19 protein-coding genes and 2 tRNA genes are annotated in these 20,204 nt (G+C 41.1%); 1 reads left to right on the forward strand and 20 read right to left on the reverse strand.

The window, feature by feature from the left end; translation table 11 throughout:
• Positions 1-50: 50 nt before the first annotated feature.
• The 19 genes from ACKVDP_RS07805 to polA form a co-directional block, all read right to left on the reverse strand.
• Positions 51-3,305: a penicillin-binding transpeptidase domain-containing protein gene (locus ACKVDP_RS07805; RefSeq protein WP_409228260.1), complete on the reverse strand. Its 3,255-nt coding sequence runs from the start codon at positions 3,303-3,305 to the stop codon at positions 51-53.
• 6 nt (positions 3,306-3,311) lie between these two features.
• Positions 3,312-3,812, reverse strand: a complete 501-nt coding sequence (mreD, locus tag ACKVDP_RS07810; protein WP_409228261.1) for a rod shape-determining protein MreD — start codon at positions 3,810-3,812, stop codon at positions 3,312-3,314.
• 13 nt (positions 3,813-3,825) lie between these two features.
• Positions 3,826-4,662, reverse strand: a complete 837-nt coding sequence (gene mreC / locus ACKVDP_RS07815; RefSeq protein WP_409228262.1) for a rod shape-determining protein MreC — start codon at positions 4,660-4,662, stop codon at positions 3,826-3,828.
• Between the two features lie 7 nt (positions 4,663-4,669).
• Positions 4,670-5,701, reverse strand: coding sequence for a rod shape-determining protein (locus ACKVDP_RS07820; protein ID WP_409228263.1), 1,032 nt, complete (start codon positions 5,699-5,701; stop codon positions 4,670-4,672).
• A gap of 15 nt (positions 5,702-5,716) precedes the next feature.
• Complete coding sequence (gene radC, locus ACKVDP_RS07825; RefSeq protein ID WP_409228264.1) at positions 5,717-6,424, reverse strand: RadC family protein; 708 nt, start codon at positions 6,422-6,424, stop codon at positions 5,717-5,719.
• Positions 6,425-6,478: 54 nt separating this feature from the next.
• Positions 6,479-7,054, reverse strand: a complete 576-nt coding sequence (locus tag ACKVDP_RS07830) for a Maf family protein (RefSeq protein WP_409228265.1) — start codon at positions 7,052-7,054, stop codon at positions 6,479-6,481.
• Positions 7,051-7,581, reverse strand: a complete 531-nt coding sequence (locus ACKVDP_RS07835) for a Gx transporter family protein (RefSeq protein WP_409228266.1) — start codon at positions 7,579-7,581, stop codon at positions 7,051-7,053. The genes ACKVDP_RS07830 and ACKVDP_RS07835 overlap by 4 nt, the downstream gene beginning before the upstream one ends.
• 12 nt (positions 7,582-7,593) lie before the next feature.
• Positions 7,594-7,974 (reverse strand): NusG domain II-containing protein, encoded by a 381-nt coding sequence (locus ACKVDP_RS07840; protein WP_409228267.1) that lies wholly within the window; start codon positions 7,972-7,974, stop codon positions 7,594-7,596.
• A gap of 105 nt (positions 7,975-8,079) precedes the next feature.
• Positions 8,080-8,907: an RnfABCDGE type electron transport complex subunit B gene (locus tag ACKVDP_RS07845; protein ID WP_409228268.1), complete on the reverse strand. Its 828-nt coding sequence runs from the start codon at positions 8,905-8,907 to the stop codon at positions 8,080-8,082.
• 12 nt (positions 8,908-8,919) lie between these two features.
• The gene (locus ACKVDP_RS07850) at positions 8,920-9,498 is read right to left on the reverse strand and encodes an electron transport complex protein RnfA (protein ID WP_409228269.1); all 579 of its coding nucleotides are present in this window, start codon (positions 9,496-9,498) and stop codon (positions 8,920-8,922) included.
• Positions 9,499-9,509: 11 nt separating this feature from the next.
• The gene (gene rsxE / locus ACKVDP_RS07855; protein WP_409228270.1) at positions 9,510-10,109 is read right to left on the reverse strand and encodes an electron transport complex subunit RsxE; all 600 of its coding nucleotides are present in this window, start codon (positions 10,107-10,109) and stop codon (positions 9,510-9,512) included.
• 17 nt (positions 10,110-10,126) lie between these two features.
• Complete coding sequence (locus ACKVDP_RS07860) at positions 10,127-10,705, reverse strand: RnfABCDGE type electron transport complex subunit G (protein WP_409228271.1); 579 nt, start codon at positions 10,703-10,705, stop codon at positions 10,127-10,129.
• Entirely contained in the window at positions 10,706-11,659 is a 954-nt protein-coding gene (locus tag ACKVDP_RS07865) for an RnfABCDGE type electron transport complex subunit D (protein WP_409228297.1), read from the reverse strand.
• Positions 11,660-11,690: 31 nt separating this feature from the next.
• On the reverse strand, positions 11,691-13,016 hold the full coding sequence (gene rsxC, locus ACKVDP_RS07870) for an electron transport complex subunit RsxC (protein ID WP_409228272.1): 1,326 nt from the start codon (positions 13,014-13,016) through the stop codon (positions 11,691-11,693).
• A gap of 153 nt (positions 13,017-13,169) precedes the next feature.
• A tRNA-Leu gene (locus ACKVDP_RS07875) sits at positions 13,170-13,256 on the reverse strand.
• Between the two features lie 87 nt (positions 13,257-13,343).
• Entirely contained in the window at positions 13,344-14,969 is a 1,626-nt protein-coding gene (locus tag ACKVDP_RS07880; protein WP_409228273.1) for an ABC transporter substrate-binding protein, read from the reverse strand.
• A gap of 26 nt (positions 14,970-14,995) precedes the next feature.
• Positions 14,996-15,619, reverse strand: a complete 624-nt coding sequence (locus ACKVDP_RS07885) for a lytic transglycosylase domain-containing protein (protein ID WP_409228274.1) — start codon at positions 15,617-15,619, stop codon at positions 14,996-14,998.
• A gap of 9 nt (positions 15,620-15,628) precedes the next feature.
• Complete coding sequence (gene coaE, locus ACKVDP_RS07890) at positions 15,629-16,246, reverse strand: dephospho-CoA kinase (protein ID WP_409228275.1); 618 nt, start codon at positions 16,244-16,246, stop codon at positions 15,629-15,631.
• Positions 16,233-18,902, reverse strand: a complete 2,670-nt coding sequence (gene polA, locus ACKVDP_RS07895) for a DNA polymerase I (RefSeq protein WP_409228276.1) — start codon at positions 18,900-18,902, stop codon at positions 16,233-16,235. The genes coaE and polA overlap by 14 nt, the downstream gene beginning before the upstream one ends.
• 164 nt (positions 18,903-19,066) lie before the next feature.
• On the opposite strand from polA, the gene ACKVDP_RS07900 reads away from it, so the two are divergent.
• Positions 19,067-19,153: transfer RNA gene (locus ACKVDP_RS07900), tRNA-Leu, on the forward strand.
• A 42-nt stretch (positions 19,154-19,195) separates the two neighbouring features.
• Here ACKVDP_RS07900 and mltG read toward each other — a convergent pair.
• Positions 19,196-20,203, reverse strand: a complete 1,008-nt coding sequence (gene mltG, locus ACKVDP_RS07905) for an endolytic transglycosylase MltG (RefSeq protein WP_409228277.1) — start codon at positions 20,201-20,203, stop codon at positions 19,196-19,198.
• Position 20,204: the final 1 nt, after the last annotated feature.

A 20,204-nucleotide genomic window follows, 5' to 3' on the forward strand; every position in this document is an offset into this window, starting at 1 on the left:
TCTACTAGTTTATGGTATAAAAATCCAGAGTTTTAGGTTTTTATTTTACATCAATCAAATGTAATGGAGTTTTCAATTGGTAAAGTGTCTATTTGCTCAACATCGTTTAATCCAAGATATTCAGCGATTATTTCCCTTACCATTGGTGCTGCATAACCTCCTGACCCTCCCTGGAACAGCACTGCAGCCACAGCTATCTCAGGATCATCATATGGAGCGAAACCAACAAACCACGCGAAATCATCAAATGTATCACCAGTTGATGGATTGATGCCACTTCTCTCTGCAGTTCCTGTCTTAACCCCCACCTGTACGGGAAAGTTCTGGAATATCCTTCTTGCAGTTCCATCATCTGCAACCATTTCCATTCCCACCTTCACATGCTCCAAATTTTCATAATCATTCAGTTCGATCCGCTCTCTCTGGGGTTGATGCTCATAAAGTATCGATACATTATTGTAGTTTCGAATACTGTCTATAAGTGTAACCTTGTTGAGATAACCACCATTGGCTATAGTGGAGATATAATTAGCCATTTGAATTGGAGTGTATGCGCTTTGACCTTGACCTATTGTCACATTGAGGGTATCTGAAATATTCCATCCTGCCTGGTTAAGGTAGGTATACTTAATCTTGTCGGCCAAACCTTCTCGTTCTCCGGGTAGCCTCATCTCGGGTTCTATTCCCATATCATAAAGCCTTCTCACAACTTCAGCCCTAGACAATGTTTCTTCAAGCTCCGTCCAGCTTATTATCTCATCTATGGCATCATTAACTTCCTCGTCACTAAATTCCCTCTCTTCCATCAGATAACCTTCAATGATTCTTTGAAGCATTTGCTTCAAAAGATATTTTGTAGTGATGATTTTCCGTTGTGGGTCAGGGACTCCACCTGATACTTCCGTTGGTATGTTTATCTCTATTCCTGTCTTGTCATTCAGACCTAGCTTTTTGGACATATCTACAATGTCCTCTATTTCTATTTTTACTCCAATGTCCTGTCCGGTTCTTTGGTTTCTACCAAGAGCCAAAGTATAGAAGTAGTAGTTACAGGAATCCCTCAATGCTTCATAGAAGTTCTCATATCCATGTGTTCCCCCAGTATTGGTATATATTAGACAATGGAATCTCTTGTCACCAACGGTCACATAACCCATGTCTCTAATCCTTAGAAGTGGATTTAAGCCCTTTTCCAGAGCTGTAAGACCTGTCACCATCTTGAACGTGGAACCTGGCTGTACGGCTGTCTGAGTAGCTATGTTGTATAGAGGTCTTGCGGCCAATGGGTTGTCTGAGTCCTCAGGAAACAAGCTCAACCAATCTGTGTTGTTTATACCAGTTGAGAAAAGATTGGGGTCATAGGACGGGTAGCTTACCATGGCAAGAGTTTCTCCGGTTTTTACATCCAGTACAACTACAGCACCTGAATTTGCATTGATGTAAGGCCGCCCCTTTCGACGATGCGTCCCAAATGTAAAGTCTCCCCAATCACTCCTAAAGGTCCCACCTTTGCTTAGCTGCTCCAATGTGTGTTCCATTGCCTCCTCTGCTGTTTTTTGCAGTTTGAGGTCTATTGATAGGTAAATATTATCTCCAGGTACAGGGATTATCTCCTCAATTACATTTGTCGTATTCCCAATAACGTCTACCTCTACCTTTTTAACACCGCTCTGACCGTTTAACTGAAGCTGAAAGCTCTCTTCTATTCCTGTCTTCCCTATTAGAGTACCAGGAGAGTAGCCTTCCTCCCTGATATATTTTTCAATTTCGAAGGGCTGACTGATTTTACCGATGTACCCTAGTATGTGAGAAGCCGTTGTACCTTCGGGGTAGATCCTAACGGGTTCAATTGATACATTTATACCTGGTACCCCAGAAAGACCTTCTTCAATTTTAGCTACGGTTTCATCCTTGATTCCATATGCAATATTGATAGGCTGATATGCCAGGTATCCTTGGATATTCAACTGATTAATCAATCCAAGCAATGACCTTGACTCATATGGGGAAATATTTTCATCGATGCTGTAGATTTCTCTCACAGCTTCAAATGCTTCCTTAAGAGGTGTTCCCTTTTCAATTCTATTTGCCTCATACCAGTTGTTCATATTATTGATATGCACGTACTCAATTTCACCTGCAACGGAAATTCTTGGATTAACTCCGCTGTTTATCAAGTGGGACTGAGCCTGATATCTTATTCTCTCATCCTTTATGAACAGATGTAGGATATTCTTGTCTTTGGCTGTCTCTATAAGGTGTTCCAGTGGATCCTGATCAGATATTCCAGTTGTATCCGCAAAACTGTATAAAAGATCTGTACCGTTGTCACCTATGCTAATCTGCACAGGAGAGCTGACTCCATTATCCTCAAGGACCTCAATGAGAATCTCTCCCGGAATCAGATACTCATTTGTCTCATCATCCAAAAGTATAGCTCTGCTTAAAAAGGAATACATTCCAACTTCATTAAATAGATTTATGAAATCCTCTTCACCTGATGTTTTCATTGTAATAAATGGATATTCAGCCATCAGACCCGTCTTTTGAAGAACATAGTCCTCATAATATGTCAGAGCATATTCATCTATTTTAATATCTTCCTGAAGACTGTATCTTTGAAGCAGCTCATAGGCCAACAGTCTCGCCACGGGATGGTCAACAATTTTTCTTGTGTTCACCTTGTCATCACTGAGCATTTCAGCAATCCTAACCACATCCTCCGGAGATTCTCCATCCAAAGAATATATGTCTGGATTCTTGTCGCTTAGGACATCCTGAGCCCTTTTGAAAATTGTAACGCCAAAATGATCATTGTAGGGCTTGCTATACTCCATTGTCAGAAACTCATTCAGCAGACTATTCTCAAGTAGAATTTTAACGAGCTTATCCATTGGACTATCCTCGTTGCTCAAATAAGAATCTATTGAGCTGTACTTAATGTAATTCAATTCCACAGGATAATCATTTACATACTCTGCCCCATCGGTTTCAAGAAGCCTTACAAGCTGCAACAGGCTTTCATTTCTTATGGAGCGATCTCCAATATTCAATTCATCCTTCAACAGCTGTACAGTAAAGGTAGGTACATTCCCAGCCAAAAGTCTTCCATGCCTGTCACGGATTTCACCTCTTGGTGCAGTGGTATATATCTCCTTCACTCTCTTGTTGTCTGACAGGTCTCTGTAATAGTCCCCCTGTGCAATTGTCAGTGTAGCCAGCCTAAATACAAGCATGGTGACAATAAGCACAAGAATATATATCATTAAGCTGTACCTGTTGAAAAGTTTCTCTCTAAGTTTCATACCGCTCTACCTCCTGCCAAATTTTAAGTTTGGCTGTATGAATATCCTTTGAACAATCATAAATAACAATACAGCAATAATCCCATTATATACTACTTCCAGTGAAAATACGCTCTTTACAGCATCAACAAAGTTTATATCCCTTGATAGAAAAAACTGAAACAAGGAGAACATGAAATTGTAGAATATGGTAGACAATGCTGTGAATATGAAATGATTTATTCCGGACTCCCTGGTTAAACTTTCATATGCAAAACCAACCAAGTAGCCTATAAAGAATAGAATGAATGCATTTACCCCAATGGTGATTGAAAAGAGCACATCCTGCAATAGCCCGACAATAAGTCCAAAGGCGGACCCATATACCCGCCCTTTTTTTAATGCTATCATTACCACCAGGACTATGGCAGTATTTGGAACAACACCAAAAACTCCGATATATGGTATCAGAGTGGCCTGTAGTATGATATTAATTATTATTGACATGGTAATAAGTAGAATGGTCAATTAAATCCCTCATTCAATTTACTATAACAAATACATTGTAAAGCTTCTTAAAATCCACAGCTGGCTGAACCACAATGGTTTTTGTCAGCTCTTCCTGACTTGTCTTTATTTCAGTAACCTCTCCTATATAAACATCCGCATTGTAAACCCCGCCAAGTCCGGAAGAATATAGTTTATCTCCAACTATAACATCCGCTTCGAAATTAAAAAGATACCCTTGAAGGAGACTATCCACGCTTCCCGAGAGAACCCCTCCATCCTGGGTTCTGATTATCTTGAAGGATACGCTGCTTAGCTCGTCAATAACAGTGGTTACCTTTGCCCAGTTGTCTCCAACATCCACGACTCTTCCGACCAATCCTTCCTGGTACAGCTCCTGTTCCACCTCTACGCCCTGTACAACTGTTGCGCCTTTAATTATTCCGTCATCTGAACCAAGATTAATGGTGAACCTGTCAAACCAATTCCCAGGTTCCTTGCCAACAACCTTGCCTTTTATCAAGTTCAATTCAGTTGATTTTTCAAGCTCCAATTCATTTTTCAAATAATCCGTCTTCCCAATTATGTTGAGTAGATCTCTGTTCTCCGATTGGAGCTTCTTAATTTCATCCTTAAGCAATTCATTCTCTTCCCTAGCCTGAAATGTATCTCCAATGGAAGAAAAAAAACCGGCTATTCCTTCCCTTGCAGAGTTTACTCCACTCGTCAATGGAGACAGAATATTACCGGTTAATCTTTCAATCCCCGACAGTGAAACTCTCTCTTTACTTGTTTGACCTATTACAATAAGCAGAATGATAGCGATTGATATCACTATCATTCTTTCCTTGTATTTTCTTAGGAAATGCATGGAATCACTACCTTAATCTATTATTTCTCGTTGATGTTCTCTTCAATATTTCGATACTATCCAGTGCTTTCCCGGTTCCATTGGCAACACAGTCCAGCGGTTCATCAGCAACAAATACAGGAATACCTGTTTCCTTTGTTATCAATGAATCCAGCCCGTTGAGCATTGCTCCTCCTCCGGTAAGCACAATTCCATACTCCATAACGTCTGATGACAGCTCCGGTGGGGTCTTTTCCAGTGTAGACTTGATTGAGTCAATTATATTATTCACAGGCTCTCTTAAGGCCTCATAAATTTCCTTGGATGATATTTCCAATGTCTTAGGTAACCCACTTACCAGGTCCCTTCCCCTTATCTCCATTGTCCCCAATTCAGGGTCATTTATTGCAGAGCCTATACCTATTTTTACCTCTTCAGCAGTTCTTTCACCAATCATCAAACTATATTCCTTCTTAACATAGTTCACAATGTAGGTATCCAGCTCATCTCCACCAACTCTTATGGATTTGCTGGTAACTATTCCGCCCAGAGATATTACAGCTACCTCGGTGGTACCTCCACCGATATCTACAACCATGCTTCCTGTTGCATCGTGAACAGGCAAGCCAGCACCAATTGCTGCAGCCATTGGTTCTTCTATAAGGTATGCTTCCTTAGCACCTGCCTGAATTGTAGCCTCTTCAACAGCTCTCTTCTCAACCTCGGTTACACCACTTGGAACACAGACAACAACTCTCGGTTGAAATACTGATTTTCTTTGAGTAGCTTTTTTTATGAAATACTTTAGCATTTCCTGTGTTATGTCAAAGTCTGCTATTACACCATCCTTCAATGGTCTAATCGCTACTATGTTCCCAGGAGTCCTACCGATCATTTTCTTAGCATCCTCACCAACAGCCAGAACATTTTTGGTGTTTCTATCAATTGCAACAACTGATGGCTCCCTTAAGATTATACCTTTTCCTTTAATATAGACCAGTGTATTCGCAGTTCCTAAATCTATTCCCATATCCTTTGTCAAACCTTTAAATAATACCATTTTACTCCTCCATAATTACATAAAATTTTTCTCTTTCATACTAAGAAAGATATCATTGCCGATTATTATGTGGTCCAGGACCTTAATCCCAATGATATTTCCAGCTTCAATGAGTCTCTTGGTTATGTTAATATCCTCATTGCTTGGATTCACATCACCGCTAGGGTGATTATGTAGAAGAATTACCGAATTTGCATTCTTCTTTATTGCAGCGTTGAAAACATCTCTTGGATGCACAATTGATGCATTTAATGTTCCAATTGAGATATTCTCTATGCTAATAATCTGATTTTTTGTATCAAGAATTGCTATGTTGAAATGTTCCTTCTGAAGCAGCTTCATATCCTCCATAACCAGATTCGCCACCACATCAGGTGAAGTTACCCTTATCTTATCATAAGGATTCAATCTTTTCATCCTTTTACCCAGCTCAATAGCCGCCATTATCTGTGCAGCCTTGCAATTTCCAATCCCCTTTATGTCTGTCAGGTCACCTATTGATGCATCAGCAAGAAATGCAACTCCTCTACTGTCCATTGAAAGGACTCTTCTGGAAACCTCAATAGCAGTTTCACTGCCTGTCCCGGTCCTGATGATGACAGCCAGTAACTCACTGTTTGAAAGTGCTCCCGGCCCCATTGCCAAAAGCTTTTCCCTAGGCCTTTCGCTTAAAGGAAGATCCTTTATTGTGTACCCTCTAACATCTGTCCTGACCATCTCCATAACTAAGCATCACCCTTATTGTAAATTTTAATGAAAAAAAACTACATAAAGATTTTAAAAGCTGGTGCTGAAGAATTTCTTAAGGCTGTGATTCAGCTTTGAGATGGGAAGACCCATTACATTGAAATAGCACCCTTCAATTTTTTCCACAAGAAGGGCCCCTTTCCCCTGAATTCCATATGCTCCAGCCTTGTCGTCACATTCTCCTGTTGAAATATAATCGCTGATCTCCTGATCGCTCAGTGATCTGAAATAAACATTGGTTGTTTCATAATCCACTACTCTTTCTGTGCCTTCTGCATCTATAATTGAGAATCCTGTAATTACTCGATGACATTTTCCGCTTAGTCTCCTGAGCATTGAAAAAGCCTCTTCTTCATCCAAAGGCTTACCTAGAATCTCATCATCAAGAACAACTACCGTATCTGCTCCAATCACCAAGCCCTCTCCGATCCTTAGTGCAACTTCCATAGCCTTTTGGAAGGAAAGACTCATTGTGATTTCTTCTGGAGTATGGTTGTTGGATATTCTCTCGTCTATGTCGCTTGCTATTATTTCTGGTTTAATTCCGCACTGTTCCAGAAGTTCCTTACGTCTGGGTGATGCAGATGCCAAAACTATCTTTCTCATATTGTCTCCTGTCTTGAAAATAGTACGCGGAAATTCTTTTTGAGATTCTCCACAATATAAGTTGAGGACAATCCTACGAAATATCCTGAGAAAAGGCTGACCAGCAGCAAAAATGGTAAGTATGAATAGATTCTTGTGTTGCTGAGCATCATAACCGCGACGGAAACCTGAGCAAAATTATGTGCCGCTGCACCTATTATGCTTACCCCTATTAAACTGAACACCTTGGAAAAATACTTGTAGGCCATATGCATTAGAATGCAACTCAATATCGCCCCTGAGATGCTGTATATAAAACTTGATACACTTCCCGTTACCAACATCAGAACTGTACTTTTAAGCATTCCGACCTTTATGCCATCCTTGAATCCAAAAACAACCAGTGTGACTAGAACCACCATATTTGATAGCCCCAATCTTGCTCCCGGCATGGCTATTGGCAATGGTATAGCTGATTCTATCACACTGAGGGCAAGACCCACTGAAACGAGAAGGGATATGAATATCATCTTATTTGTTTTTCTCATGTCTACCCCACTCTAATAATTCATTATATCAATATCATCTTCCCCTGATTCTCCTTTAACCTCTATAACCAACTTGTTTGGAAGGCAGACAATAGTCTCTCCGATTCTGGAAACATAGCCTTGATGTACACATATTTGATCAGGGCAATCGGCTTCAGCAAGCCTCACCTGTCTGTCTCCAATTTCAATAAGACTGTAGCCGAACTCGGATTCCACAGGTATTGTATGACCAACCAATTGTTCATCATACAAAATCTTTTTCACTTCCTGACCATTTACCTGTACACTTACATATCTTTCCTGATCTGACAAAGCATACCGGTTGATGTAAGCAAAGGAAAGAAAGCTCAGCATAACTATAAACAGTATTAAAAACTTATCGCCTTTAGTCAATTGAATCATCCTTTATAAGGTCACAATACCACCTCTATAGTTTATCATTTGTAACTTTCATTTACAAGCTACAAAAAGGAAAAATAGAGCCCGGCGGGCTCTATTCTAACTAGCAAATTCCCTAGCAAATTCCTCACTTACAATTGAACTATTGTCAATGGCGTTGGTAGGACATTTCTCTACACATACCAGACAATTTATGCACTTCTCATAATTGATTCGTGCAAGATTGTTTTCAAAACTGAATGCTTCTGTCGGACAATTTTTAACACATATCTGACATCCAATACAACCAGTTGAACAATAACCTCTTACAAGTTTTCCAGGATCCTCACTCTTGCACTTTACTATTGCAGTGCTGTCATAAGGTACCATTTCAATTATTTTCTTTGGACAAATCTCAACGCACTTGTTACATGCGGTACAATTTTCCTTGTTAATAACAGCTATTCCATTTATCATCCTGATTGCGTTGAATTCACAGACATCAAAGCATGATCCACATCCAAGACAACCATAGGAGCATTCCTTTTGTCCCCCTGCAAGGGTCGCCTGAATTCTGCAATCCTGAAGTCCCTGATATACGTATTTGTCCTTTGCCTTATCGCAATCTCCCTGGCAAAGTACAGCCGCTACATTTCTATCCATTTGCGCTGCATTTACACCCATAATATCTGCAACATTTTCCGCTACCTTCTGTCCACCGATTGTACAAGCGGTTACAGGTGCCTTTCCTTGAGCTATTGCAACTGCACAGCCAGCACAGCCAGGGTATCCACATGCTCCACAGTTTGCACCTGGCAATGCATTAAGCACATCCTCTACCTTGGGGTCCACTTCAACCACAAAAACCTTCGAGGCAATTGAGAGCAATACTCCGAAAAGCAGTCCCAGGCCGCCGAGAACGACAACCGGATTAATAATGTTAGTCATCTCTCACACCTCCTAAACCAGTCCAGCAAAGCCTGTAAAGGCAATGGACATTAAGCCAGCGGCGATCAGTGTAATTGGGAATCCTGCCAATGCTTCAGGAATATCCGCAATATCCATCTTTTCCCTTAAAGCAGATATCAAGATCAATGCCAGGAAGAATCCCAGAGATGCTCCAACTGCGTTTACTGTTGTCTGAAGCAAAGTGAAGCCTTCCTGTATGTTCAGAATCGCCACACCAAGAACCATACAGTTTGTAGTTATAAGAGGTAGGAATACCCCCATTGCACTGTAAAGTCCAGGACTTATTTTCTTTAGTGCAAGCTCTACAAACTGAACAAGTGATGCTATGACAAGTATGAATACTATTGTCTGTAAGTACTGTAATCCAAGTGTATTCAGAATGGTATTCTGAATAATGTATGTTATTATTGATGCCAATGTTGTTACAAATGTAACCGCAAATCCCATGCCGGTTGCTGTCTCCATTTTGTTGGAAACACCAAGGAAGGGACATATTCCCAAGAATCTTGCGAATACATAGTTGTTGACTAGAATAGTTGAAACCATTATAGCAAATAAACTCATCTCCATACCCCCTTCTCTTAGTTGGTTGCCTTACTCTTGATTGTAACGTTGAATATGCCTATCAAAATTCCCAGAAGTATAAACGCACCTGCAGGGCTCACGAAAACTGCAGCTGCCTGGAAATTCTCTCCAAACAGGTTCATTCCAAGGAATGATCCTGATCCAAGAATCTCTCTAACTGCTCCCAGGGCTACAACCGCTACTGTATATCCCAGGCCCATTGCCAGGCCATCCATTGCCGACAAGAAAACTCCATTTTTTGAAGCAAATGATTCAGCCCTTGCAAGAATCAGACAGTTTACTACAATCAACGGGATGAAGATACCCAAGGATTGATAAAGTGACTGGGCATAAGCATTCATAAACATCTGAACCATAGTTACAAATGTTGCAATTACTACTATAAAAATTGGAATCCTGATTTTTGAAGGAATAAACTTTCTAATTGTTGAAATAACAATATTCGACAGAAGCAATACTGCAATTACAGCCGCTGACATTCCCAAGCTGTTCTCAACAGTGTTTGTTATCGCTAGAACAGAACACATTCCAATCATCTGAACAAGAACAGGATTCTCCTTGATAATTCCATTCTTAAATATCGTAGAAATTTTCAATGATCGCACCTACCTTTCTAATTGGATAGGTTGCTAGCGAAGGCATCCAAAGCCTCGTTAACACCTTTTACCACAGCATTTGTCGAAACTGTAGCACCTGATAACATCATAACTTCATCATCTCCTGCTCCTGCACCGGAAGGAGTGACGCTTCCACCTGCACCCTTGCCCTGGAATGATTCCGCAAATGCAGGGTCGTCCACTATCCTTGACCCAAGACCTGCCGTCTCACTCATTACAAGAACCTTGATCCCTGCAAGGGCACCCTCGGAATCCACTCCAACAAGAGTTCTGATATCTCCTGCATAGCCACCAGTGACTACTGTCATGGCATAGCCTAATACCTCTCCATCCTTAAGTACCTGCGTTACTTCCGTTATACTTGGGTTTGATGATGCGACCTCAGCTACCTGGCCCTCGTCGTACTCCACTGAATCATTTGCATCAGGGAATAGTTCAAGAATTGCACTGAGGCTTTCCATCTTTTCCCTTTCAGCAATTACAGGCGCTGTGACGGAGTTAACTCCAGCAAGTACTCCACCTGCTATTGCTGTTACCAATAATAAAACTACACCTAATTTTATAGTCTCGTTCATTTATTTTACCTCCCCAAAAACTTTAGGTCTTGTGAACTTCTCGATTAATGGAGTGGCTACGTTCATTATAAGTATTGAATAGCTTACACCTTCAGGCAATCCACCCTTAACTCTTATGAGTGCAGTGAGCAGACCGCAGCCTATAGCAAATATTATCTTCCCTTTTGGTGTAACCGGTGATGAGGCATAATCAGTTGCCATAAAGAATGCACCTAGTATAAGACCTCCACCTAGTACATGGTAAATCAAATTGCTTGAATCAACACCAAGAAGCATCAATACAACAGTTGTTGTAGCTATGTATATTACTGGGATTTTCCAGTCAATTACGTTTCTTATTATTAGGTATAACCCACCAATCAGAAGTAATATCGCTGATGTTTCTCCAATGACTCCCCCGATATCTCCAAATATCATCCTTTGGATAGCAGGCAAGCTACCTTCTCCTGCCTTCAATATCCCCAGCGGAGTTGCTGCACTTATCCCATCAGGGTTTGTATAGGCAGTCATAATGCCAGGCCATGATGCAACCAGGGCAGCTCTAGCACCCAAAGCCGGGTTCATAAAGTTTTGACCGATACCACCAAAAAATTCCTTTACAATTATAATTGCAAAAGCTGCTCCAAATACCGCTACCCACCAAGGTGTTCCAGCTGGTAGGTTCAATGCCAACAGAACACCAGTTACAACAGCACTTAAATCCATTATCCTAACTGGCTTCTTGAATAACTTCTGGATACCATATTCAAATATCAAAGCTGCAACTACCGTTACAAGAAGCAATCTTATAGCATCAAATCCAAAGAAGTAAACACTACCGATCATTGCAGGGACCAATGCAATTATTACATCCAACATTGTTCTTTGCACCGACTCATCTGATCTGATGTGGGGTGACAAGGATACAATCAGCATATCGTCCAAAACGACAGTATCATTGTTCGCTGGATCCATTACTTTTCCATCCATTCGACTTCCTCCTAACCTATGATTTTTTTCTCTTTGCGATAATTTCTTTTTTAATGTTTCTTATTGACTCGGAAAGTGGTCTCTTTGCAGGACAAATGAATGAACATGCTCCACACTCCACACAAGCCATGGCTGAATAGCTGTCTGCCTTCTCTACATCATTCTTCAGTGCATAGGCACTAATGAAAAGTGGCTGCAATCCTGAAGGGCAAACTTCAAGGCACTTGCCACACTTGATACAAGGCAATACAAGCTCTTCCTTAACTTCTTCCTCAGGTAGAACCAGAATCCCTCCTGATCCTTTAATTACTGGAACATCCAGTGTAAACTGGGCAATACCCATCATCGGTCCACCTGAAATAACTTTTCCAGGTTTTCCATTGAATCCACCACTTTGTTTAATCAATTCAGAAAAAGGAGTTCCAATTCTTGCCAAAAGGTTTTTGGGCTCGACAATTCCTCTGCCGGTAACTGTAACTAGTCTTTCATACAATGGTTTCCCGTGCTGTATGGCATCGGATATGGCCTTGGATGTAGCAACGTTTGAAACAACAACTCCAACCTCTAGAGGAAGTGCTCCTGTTCCTACACTACGTCCTGTTATTGCATAAATTATACTCTTCTCTGCTCCTTGCGGATACTTTGTCTGAAGTACTGCAACTTCAATTCCATCCTCTGGACTGATAGCCTTCTGGATTGATTCAACAGCATCCATTTTGTTGTTTTCGATTCCTATGTACGCCTTATCCACTCCAAGAGCCTTCTTGATTGCCTTTAGACCGAATACAATGGATTCAGGATCTTCTAGCATTAACCTATGGTCACTGGTCAAGTAAGGTTCACATTCTGCACCATTCAAAATCACGGTGTCAATTTTCTTATCCTCTGGAATTGAGAATTTTACATGAGCCGGGAAGCCTGCTCCACCCATTCCTGTGATGCCACTTTCCTTCACAAGACCAATAATCTCCTGTGGAGAAAGGTCGTCAAGGTTTCTTCCTTTTACGGACTCGTGCATTTCATCGGTGCCATCGTTTTCAATAACGACACATTTGGCCTTGGCACCTGTGGGTGTATACATCATCTTGATTTCCTTTACCGTTCCAGCTATACTTGCGTGAACAGTACCTGATACAAAAGCTCCTGATTCCCCAATTTTTTGTCCTATGGTAACCCTGTCTCCAACGTTTACAACTGGGTCACAAGGTGCACCAATATGCTGATGCAAAGGTATGTAAGCAAATTGAGGACTTTCAGCAACTTCTATTGACTTGTTTTCTGCCAGCTCCTTATATTCAGGAACATGTACGCCACCTTTGAAAGTCAACTTACCTTGGTTCATTCTTATTCCACCTCTTTACTTGATATAATTTTAGCAATTTTTGTTAAATTTTTTTAAAAAATTGCACTTATGGATATATTATAACATTAATTGTTATTAATGTATATAAATCAGGGTATATATATTTGTTAATTTGGGAGATTGAAAGTGATGTGGTGCGAGTGATGGGACTTGAACCCATACGCCAATTCTGGCACATGCCCCTCAAACATGCCTGTCTGCCTATTCCAGCACACTCGCACATTACAATGGATAAAACAGCCGAATGACTGTCTCATTGGAAATGTTACTCATACATTATAATATCTTTTCACTCAAATTTCAATCCTAATTTGTCCTCATTGTAAGATAGCAACCTTCCAATCCATTGTAGAGATTATAGTAGGTTGGCTGAAGAGGTCCTGAAATGCCTGAGTCCACCAAAAGAGCCTTGTTTCTGAAAAGCAGACTTCCATAGGGCACCTTCTCAACATAGTATTCCTGAAAATCCTTATATATGCTCACCTTTGAATTTTCGTCCCATGTGTTCCTCATTCCTGAAAGCAACAGATCCATATTTTCATCTGAATAGTGTGCCAGATTTTCTGGTCTGCCTGTTCCCAGAAATTCGTCAAATAACGGGATTGTAGACTGTTCCCATTGTAGTAGCGCCATGTTGTATTCACCATCAAGAAGCATTTTTCTCATGTTTTCAGTTATTTCATCAGCATTCTCCCCGGATGGATGTACTAACTCCACCTGAATGCCAACCTCCTTCAGGTTGATCTTAATCATTTCAGCTGTTTTCAACTTCAACTCGGATTGGGGATTTACCAATAACTCCACCCTTAACTTGTTTCCCTGGCTGTCTTCAAGAACACCATCCAAATCAAGGTCTGAATATCCAGCCGATGCCAAAAGACTCTCGGCCCTTTCGATATTATAGCCATACATGTCCGTCTCTGATGATGCCAGATAAGAGGATGGATGCACAGGTGTATCAACCTGGGTTCCATGCTGCAGATATACCTTGTCTATTATTGACTGCCTGTCAATAGAATAAATAATTGCCTTCCGCAGTGATTCCGATCCTTCAGATGAAAATATGACACTTTGGTTGTTAAAAGACAGCAACTCATGATCGCCGGAAACGTACTCGTATATGGAAATCCGTTCATTGTGCTCGTACTTGTCCCAATCAACACCTATGGTAGGTGCCAAATCAAGCTTTCCAGTTTCAAATGCGGTAAGTATCAACTCCCTGTTATCAAATATCTTACCTGTTATGTATGAAATCTGGGGTTCTCCTTCCCTGTACTGAGGATTTGATTCCAGGTGAACCTCCTTGAATTTAACATGCTCCACAAATTTGTAGGGTCCTGTTCCAACAGGTATATAGTCCTCCACCGCCAGCGCCCCAGCTCCAAGTTCTTTTGGTATTATTGGGAATGTCAGCATGTCTAGAATGTTTCCCATTGGCTCCCTGAAGCTTATTTCAACTCTATTTTCCGACAGTGCTTTAGCTGATAGTATGTTCATATCTCCTGCATTGCCACCACTTCGAACCAGCCTGCCGTACAGGCTATCCTCTCCTGCCCGCTTCATGGTCTGGACTGTGAATACAACATCCTCCGAATCAAGACTCTCTCCATTATGCCACAATACATCGTTTCTCAAGTAAACCTCCACCATCCTTCCATCCTCACTAATCGTATAGGTGCTGGCAAGCCTTGGCACAGGCTGAAGGTTCTCATCGTATTCAAAGAGGCCCTCAAATATGAGCTTACTGAAGTGATAATAGCTGAGATTATCTATAAAAAGCGGGTTAAGTGTCTTGAAGCTGGTTAAGGGAAGGCTGATTCCGGCATTTTCAAAAATAAAGTAATCAACGCCTTCCTGAATCTCTCCTATGTCTGATGGGTCCTGTTCCAATGAACAACCGGTCACCGACAATAAAAGTAATGCAATTGTCATTAAGATTGCTGTATTCCTCATTTTATCTACCTTAATCCTTTTATAATATTTTTAAGCCAATTTCTTGTATTTATTACAAGACCATCAAAAAAGGTATCTTTCCCAATGGCCATACCACTTCCATAGATAAGTTCGTAGACCTCCTTGTTCCTCAGTACACGCCTTACATACTCCTCTGTTTCCGGAAAAGGTATGCTCTGAAGGTTTTCTCCATCATCACTGTAGGCCTTGTTTGACAACCAGTTGGAAACATTTCCACTTCCAGCATTGTAGGCAGCCAATGCCACGGCATCATTGCCGTACTGATCAATCAGCTCCCGCAAGTACCAGGTTCCGAATCGGATATTTATCTCAGGTACATACAGCATTCCATGGTCATAATCCTTTATCCTTAGCACCTCCGACGCCCAGTTCCCAGTTGATTCAGCAATTTGCATCAATCCTCTGGCATCCCTTATGGAGGTGGCATCCTTGTCAAAATTGCTTTCTGTCTTTATTACTGCCATAATCATCATGGGGTCCAGGTTGTACTCCTTTGAATATTTGAGTACGGAATCCTTGTATACCAATGGATATGTCAGCGCTACAGCAGATACAACAATAGCCATTAGAGTCACTGCAATAACTAAAAACGCAAATATCTTTTTCATAATTCACCACTATCTATATTCATTCAACAGATCCTTAACCTGTTTTCTGGTATTCTCAAAACTTCCTGAATTATTGATTACCTTGTCGCCCAACCTCTTCTTTTCTTCAATATCCAACTGAGACTTGATTCTAGCCTGTGCTTCATCATAGGTATAGTCGTTTCTGTTCATAAGTCTATTTAGCTGAGTAGTGGGATCTGTGTAAACAACCCAAACCTCATCCAGCTCAATACCTGAATCCTCAATATCTTCCCTGGATTCAAACAGCAGTGGTATATCCACAAATAATACTGAATGAGAAGCTGCAGCCTGTTCTATCCTTGATGCCATTGATTCCCTTATAAGTGGGTGTAGCAATTTGTTGAGTAGTCTTCTCTTCTCCTCATTTTGGAATATGAGCCTCCCTAGCTTTTCCCTGTCCAAGTCTCCATCATCCATCAACAGGTCCTTTCCGAACTCGTCAATTACCATATCCAGTCCTTGACTACCTCTTTTTACGACCTCCCTTGCAATACCGTCTGAATCAATAACCTGAAAACCCTCATCTCTGATCATTTGGCTGACGGTGCTTTTTCCAGTTGCTATTCCTCCTGTTATGCCAATAACTTTCACCTTATTTTGTTTCATACCAGCTCTCACCTTCCAGTATGTCAACCTTTAGAGGCACCTGCAGTTTTACTGCATTTTCCATTGTTTCCTTCATCATTTTCTTTACGGTTCGGACTTCATCCCTATGTGCTTCAATAATCAGTTCGTCATGGATGGTCAAAATCAATCTTGATCTCAGTTTATTATCTCTAAGGCTCCTGAACACCTTGACCATTGCCATTTTAATTATGTCGGCAGCACTGCCCTGTATGGGCATATTCATTGCTACCCTTTCCCCGAAGGACCGGATGTTATAGTTTCTTGATGCCAGCTCAGGTACGTATCTTCTACGATTCAACAGTGTTTCAACATATCCGTTCTCCTTGCCCTTGGCTATGGCATCGTCCATGTAAACCTTGACTTCCTTGTAGTTTTCAAAGTAACTGTCAATATATTTCCTTGCTTCCTTCCTGCTGATACCTATATCCTTTGAAAGGCTGAAATCAGATATCCCGTAGATGATGCTGAAGTTTATTGCCTTTGCCTTATATCTAAGCTCTGATGTCACTTCATCCTTTGGATATCCAAAAACCTCAGCTGCAGTCTTGGTGTGGATGTCCTCGTTATTGATAAAGGCATCCATCATTTTTGGGTCAGAGGAAATGTGAGCCAGTAACCTCAATTCAATTTGTGAGTAGTCTCCATCCAGAAATACATAATCAGGAGTCTGTGCAATAAATGCCTTTCTAATTAGTCTGCCTTCCTCCGTCCTGATGGGTATATTCTGCAGGTTTGGTTCTGTGCTGGAAATCCTGCCAGTGGATGTTACGGTCTGATTGAATCTGGTGTGTATTCTTCCAGTATTTTCATCTATCATCCCTTTAAGCCCTTCAATGTATGTGGATTGAAGCTTTACAAGCTGTCTATACCTAAGAATCTTTTCAATTATTTCATGCTCACCCTTCAGTTCCTCAAGCACCTCAGCATTAGTCGAATAGCCTGTTTTTGTTTTCTTAATGACTGGTAGCTCCAGATCCTCAAAAAGAACCTCTCCAATCTGTTTAGGCGAATTTAAATTAAACGTCTTCCCTGCCAGACTGAAAATCTTGTCCGTGAGCTCCTTTATCTCAGTATCAAACTCCTTGCCCAGCACATCCAGTTCCTTTTTGTCCACCTTGACCCCATAGTACTCCATGTATGCCAACACTTCAACCAGTGGCATCTCAATTTCCCTAAACAACTGGTCCATTTCTCTTTCACTGATTATATCAATCATCAAGGGCTCCAGCTTCTCAATTTTTTCCAAAATGAAAGCCATGTAATTTTCTATAAAGGAACTCTCCAACTCCCTGAACATTTTCCTGTTCTTTCCCTTGCCTATCTCGCCTTCAACATCAGGTCCAGTCTCACTGAAGTATTCCTCCGATAACTTGTTTACGGAAAGGTTGCTTTGACTTGGGTTTATAATGTACTCAGCTATTGATGCATCAAATACGAGCCTTTTTAAATCCCAACCTATCTGGATTGTCTTCAGTAGGTCGGATTTAGAGTCAAGCCCCGACTTTTCAATGTTTTCATCCTCAAAGATATTCTTGAGGATTTCAGTATCCTCCGTGCCCAATCTGTCCAGATAAACAAGTCGGCTTTTCATCCCCATTGGCTTAATACCAATGCATACAGGTTTTTCTCTGAAATATTCCTCTTCAGTTAGTATCTTGAATGAAATTTTCCCCGATTTTTTGGATTCATCAGCCAACTTCCTGATTTCCTCTGGGTCTCTCATCTCAGTAATACCGTATTCCACCACCTCATCCTCTATTTCCATGTTCTCCATGTGGAGCTTACCCAGGAGACTCTTAAACTCAAGTTCCTCATACATCTCCTTTAGCTTTGCCGTATGTTCCTCTCCAACCAGGAGATCTGTCAACTGAAAGTCCAAAGGTACATTTAACACTATTTCTCCCAGCTTCCTGCTTAAAAATGCGACCTGTTTGTTCTCAACCAATTTCTCCTTGAGTTTTTTTCCACTTATGGAGTCAATGTTATCATAGACACCTTCAATATCTCCAAATTCCTTAACAAGCTTCAAGGCAGTTTTTTCTCCGACTCCGGGCACTCCTGGAATGTTGTCTGATTTGTCCCCCATCAACCCCTTGACATCGATAAACTGCTTCGGCTCAATTCCATACTCCTCAACAATTCTGGATTTATCATAGGTTTCCATCTCAGAAATCCCTTTCTTGGTTATGAGGATCTGAGACATGTCAGTGGCCAACTGAAGATAATCCTTGTCCCCTGTTACCAGAAGAACCTCCATGTCCTTCTCTTCCCCAAGTCTGGCAACTGTTCCAGCAATATCATCCGCCTCATAGTCATCCATGTCAACTGTCTTTATTCCAAGGTGCTCAAGTATTTCCTTCAATATTGGAAACTGTTGGGATAACTCACTTGGGGTCTTGTCCCTGGTGCCCTTGTATTCACTGTACTCCTTGTGTCTGATGGTAGGTCCCTTCCTATCGAAGGCAACACAGATATAGTCAGGCTTCTCCTGCTCTCTTATTCTATATAGCATGGTCAGAAATCCATATACGCCGTTTGTAAATACCCCTCCTTTTGTTGTCAACAGGGGTAGTGCGTAGAAAGCTCTGTGCACAAGCGAGCTCCCATCAATTATCATTAATTTTTCTTTATTCATAAATGGCCTCCCAATTCATTAGTCCTATACATAGTATACATTATTGGTGCTGTAGTTTCCACAAAGAGGACGATAATAATCCCTTTCATTTGACCCATTTTATGGCAATTATTTTTATTGCTTTTTATGTCCAACTGTGTTAATATATATTTCGTAGTCACTGAGCCGAAGTGATGGAATTGGCAGACGTACTGGACTCAAAATCCAGCGGTGGCAACACCGTGCGGGTTCGACTCCCGCCTTCGGCACCACTAAAAAATACAGTTCAACAGAACTGTATTTTTTTATGCCCTTTATTGCATTTTTCTGTAATCTTCAACATTTCTAAGGTGTTCAGCATATGTTTCGGCAAACACATGCCCATTTTCTCCCATTACATAATAATAATAGTTGTGTTCTGCAGGGTTCAAGGCAGCCTCGATTGAATTTCTTCCGGGGGATGCAATGGGTCCAGGTGGCAAGCCCTGATTTCTGTAGGTATTGAATGGATTGTCACTTTCCAGATCCTCATATAGCAATCTAGTCATATGTTCCTTGCCTTCTCCAATACCATATATCACAGTTGCATCAATCTGCAAAGGCATTCCCACTGCCGTTCTGTTAAATATGACACCGCTGATGATATTTCTCTCTTCATCATTGTAGGCTTCCCTTTCAATAAGAGATGCCAGCGTCATGACCTGGTGTCTTGTCATCCCAAGCTCTTCACGTTTTGCATCCATATCAGAAGTCCAAAAACCTTCTCCTGTATCTACCAGTCTTTCAACTATTTGGGAAACCGTTCCGTTAGCGGAGAATTTATAGGTTTCCGGGTATAGGTAGCCCTCAAGGCTATAGTATAAAAGGTCATTTTCATATAAATCTGAATACCTCTCCTGATATACTTTCTCAGTCTCTTCAATAAACTCCTCCATAGTACCAAGACCCGATTCCTCTACCTTCTCAGCAAACTGATAAAGAATAAAGCCCTCAGGAAAGGTAACGGACACCTGAACCTCCTGCTCGCCCACCTGTATTATGTCATATACATCATTTATAGTCATCCCTTTGTCAATGGTATAGGTTCCTGGCCTAATGCCTGAAGCAATATCCTGACCATTGTATCTGAACCACAATCTGCTTTTTATGACACCCGCTTCATAGAGTCTCTCTGAAACTGCCCTGAGAGTATCTCCCCTTTCCACCACAAACTCCACTGGTTCATCATTGTGGGTCTTGTCAAGATATCCCGGTGCCAGGAAAAACCCTGCAACCCCTGCGATAAGAACCAATAAAAATAAAACTAGTATAGCCTTTTTCATC

It is taken from the genome of Gudongella ferriphila (assembly GCF_046224405.1).
Lineage (GTDB): Bacteria > Bacillota > Clostridia > Tissierellales > Tissierellaceae > Gudongella.

Coding starts and splice junctions, on each gene's coding strand:
- ACKVDP_RS07805 (WP_409228260.1), bottom strand. CDS start 3,305: ATGAAACTTAGAGAGAAACTTTTCAACAGGTACAGCTTAATGATATAT.
- mreC (WP_409228262.1), bottom strand. CDS start 4,662: ATGCATTTCCTAAGAAAATACAAGGAAAGAATGATAGTGATATCAATC.
- ACKVDP_RS07820 (WP_409228263.1), bottom strand. CDS start 5,701: ATGGTATTATTTAAAGGTTTGACAAAGGATATGGGAATAGATTTAGGA.
- radC (WP_409228264.1), bottom strand. CDS start 6,424: ATGGAGATGGTCAGGACAGATGTTAGAGGGTACACAATAAAGGATCTT.
- ACKVDP_RS07830 (WP_409228265.1), bottom strand. CDS start 7,054: ATGAGAAAGATAGTTTTGGCATCTGCATCACCCAGACGTAAGGAACTT.
- ACKVDP_RS07835 (WP_409228266.1), bottom strand. CDS start 7,581: ATGAGAAAAACAAATAAGATGATATTCATATCCCTTCTCGTTTCAGTG.
- ACKVDP_RS07845 (WP_409228268.1), bottom strand. CDS start 8,907: ATGACTAACATTATTAATCCGGTTGTCGTTCTCGGCGGCCTGGGACTG.
- ACKVDP_RS07850 (WP_409228269.1), bottom strand. CDS start 9,498: ATGGAGATGAGTTTATTTGCTATAATGGTTTCAACTATTCTAGTCAAC.
- ACKVDP_RS07860 (WP_409228271.1), bottom strand. CDS start 10,705: ATGAACGAGACTATAAAATTAGGTGTAGTTTTATTATTGGTAACAGCA.
- ACKVDP_RS07865 (WP_409228297.1), bottom strand. CDS start 11,659: ATGGATCCAGCGAACAATGATACTGTCGTTTTGGACGATATGCTGATT.
- rsxC (WP_409228272.1), bottom strand. CDS start 13,016: ATGAACCAAGGTAAGTTGACTTTCAAAGGTGGCGTACATGTTCCTGAA.
- ACKVDP_RS07880 (WP_409228273.1), bottom strand. CDS start 14,969: ATGACAATTGCATTACTTTTATTGTCGGTGACCGGTTGTTCATTGGAA.
- ACKVDP_RS07885 (WP_409228274.1), bottom strand. CDS start 15,619: ATGAAAAAGATATTTGCGTTTTTAGTTATTGCAGTGACTCTAATGGCT.
- coaE (WP_409228275.1), bottom strand. CDS start 16,246: ATGAAACAAAATAAGGTGAAAGTTATTGGCATAACAGGAGGAATAGCA.
- polA (WP_409228276.1), bottom strand. CDS start 18,902: ATGAATAAAGAAAAATTAATGATAATTGATGGGAGCTCGCTTGTGCAC.
- mltG (WP_409228277.1), bottom strand. CDS start 20,203: ATGAAAAAGGCTATACTAGTTTTATTTTTATTGGTTCTTATCGCAGGG.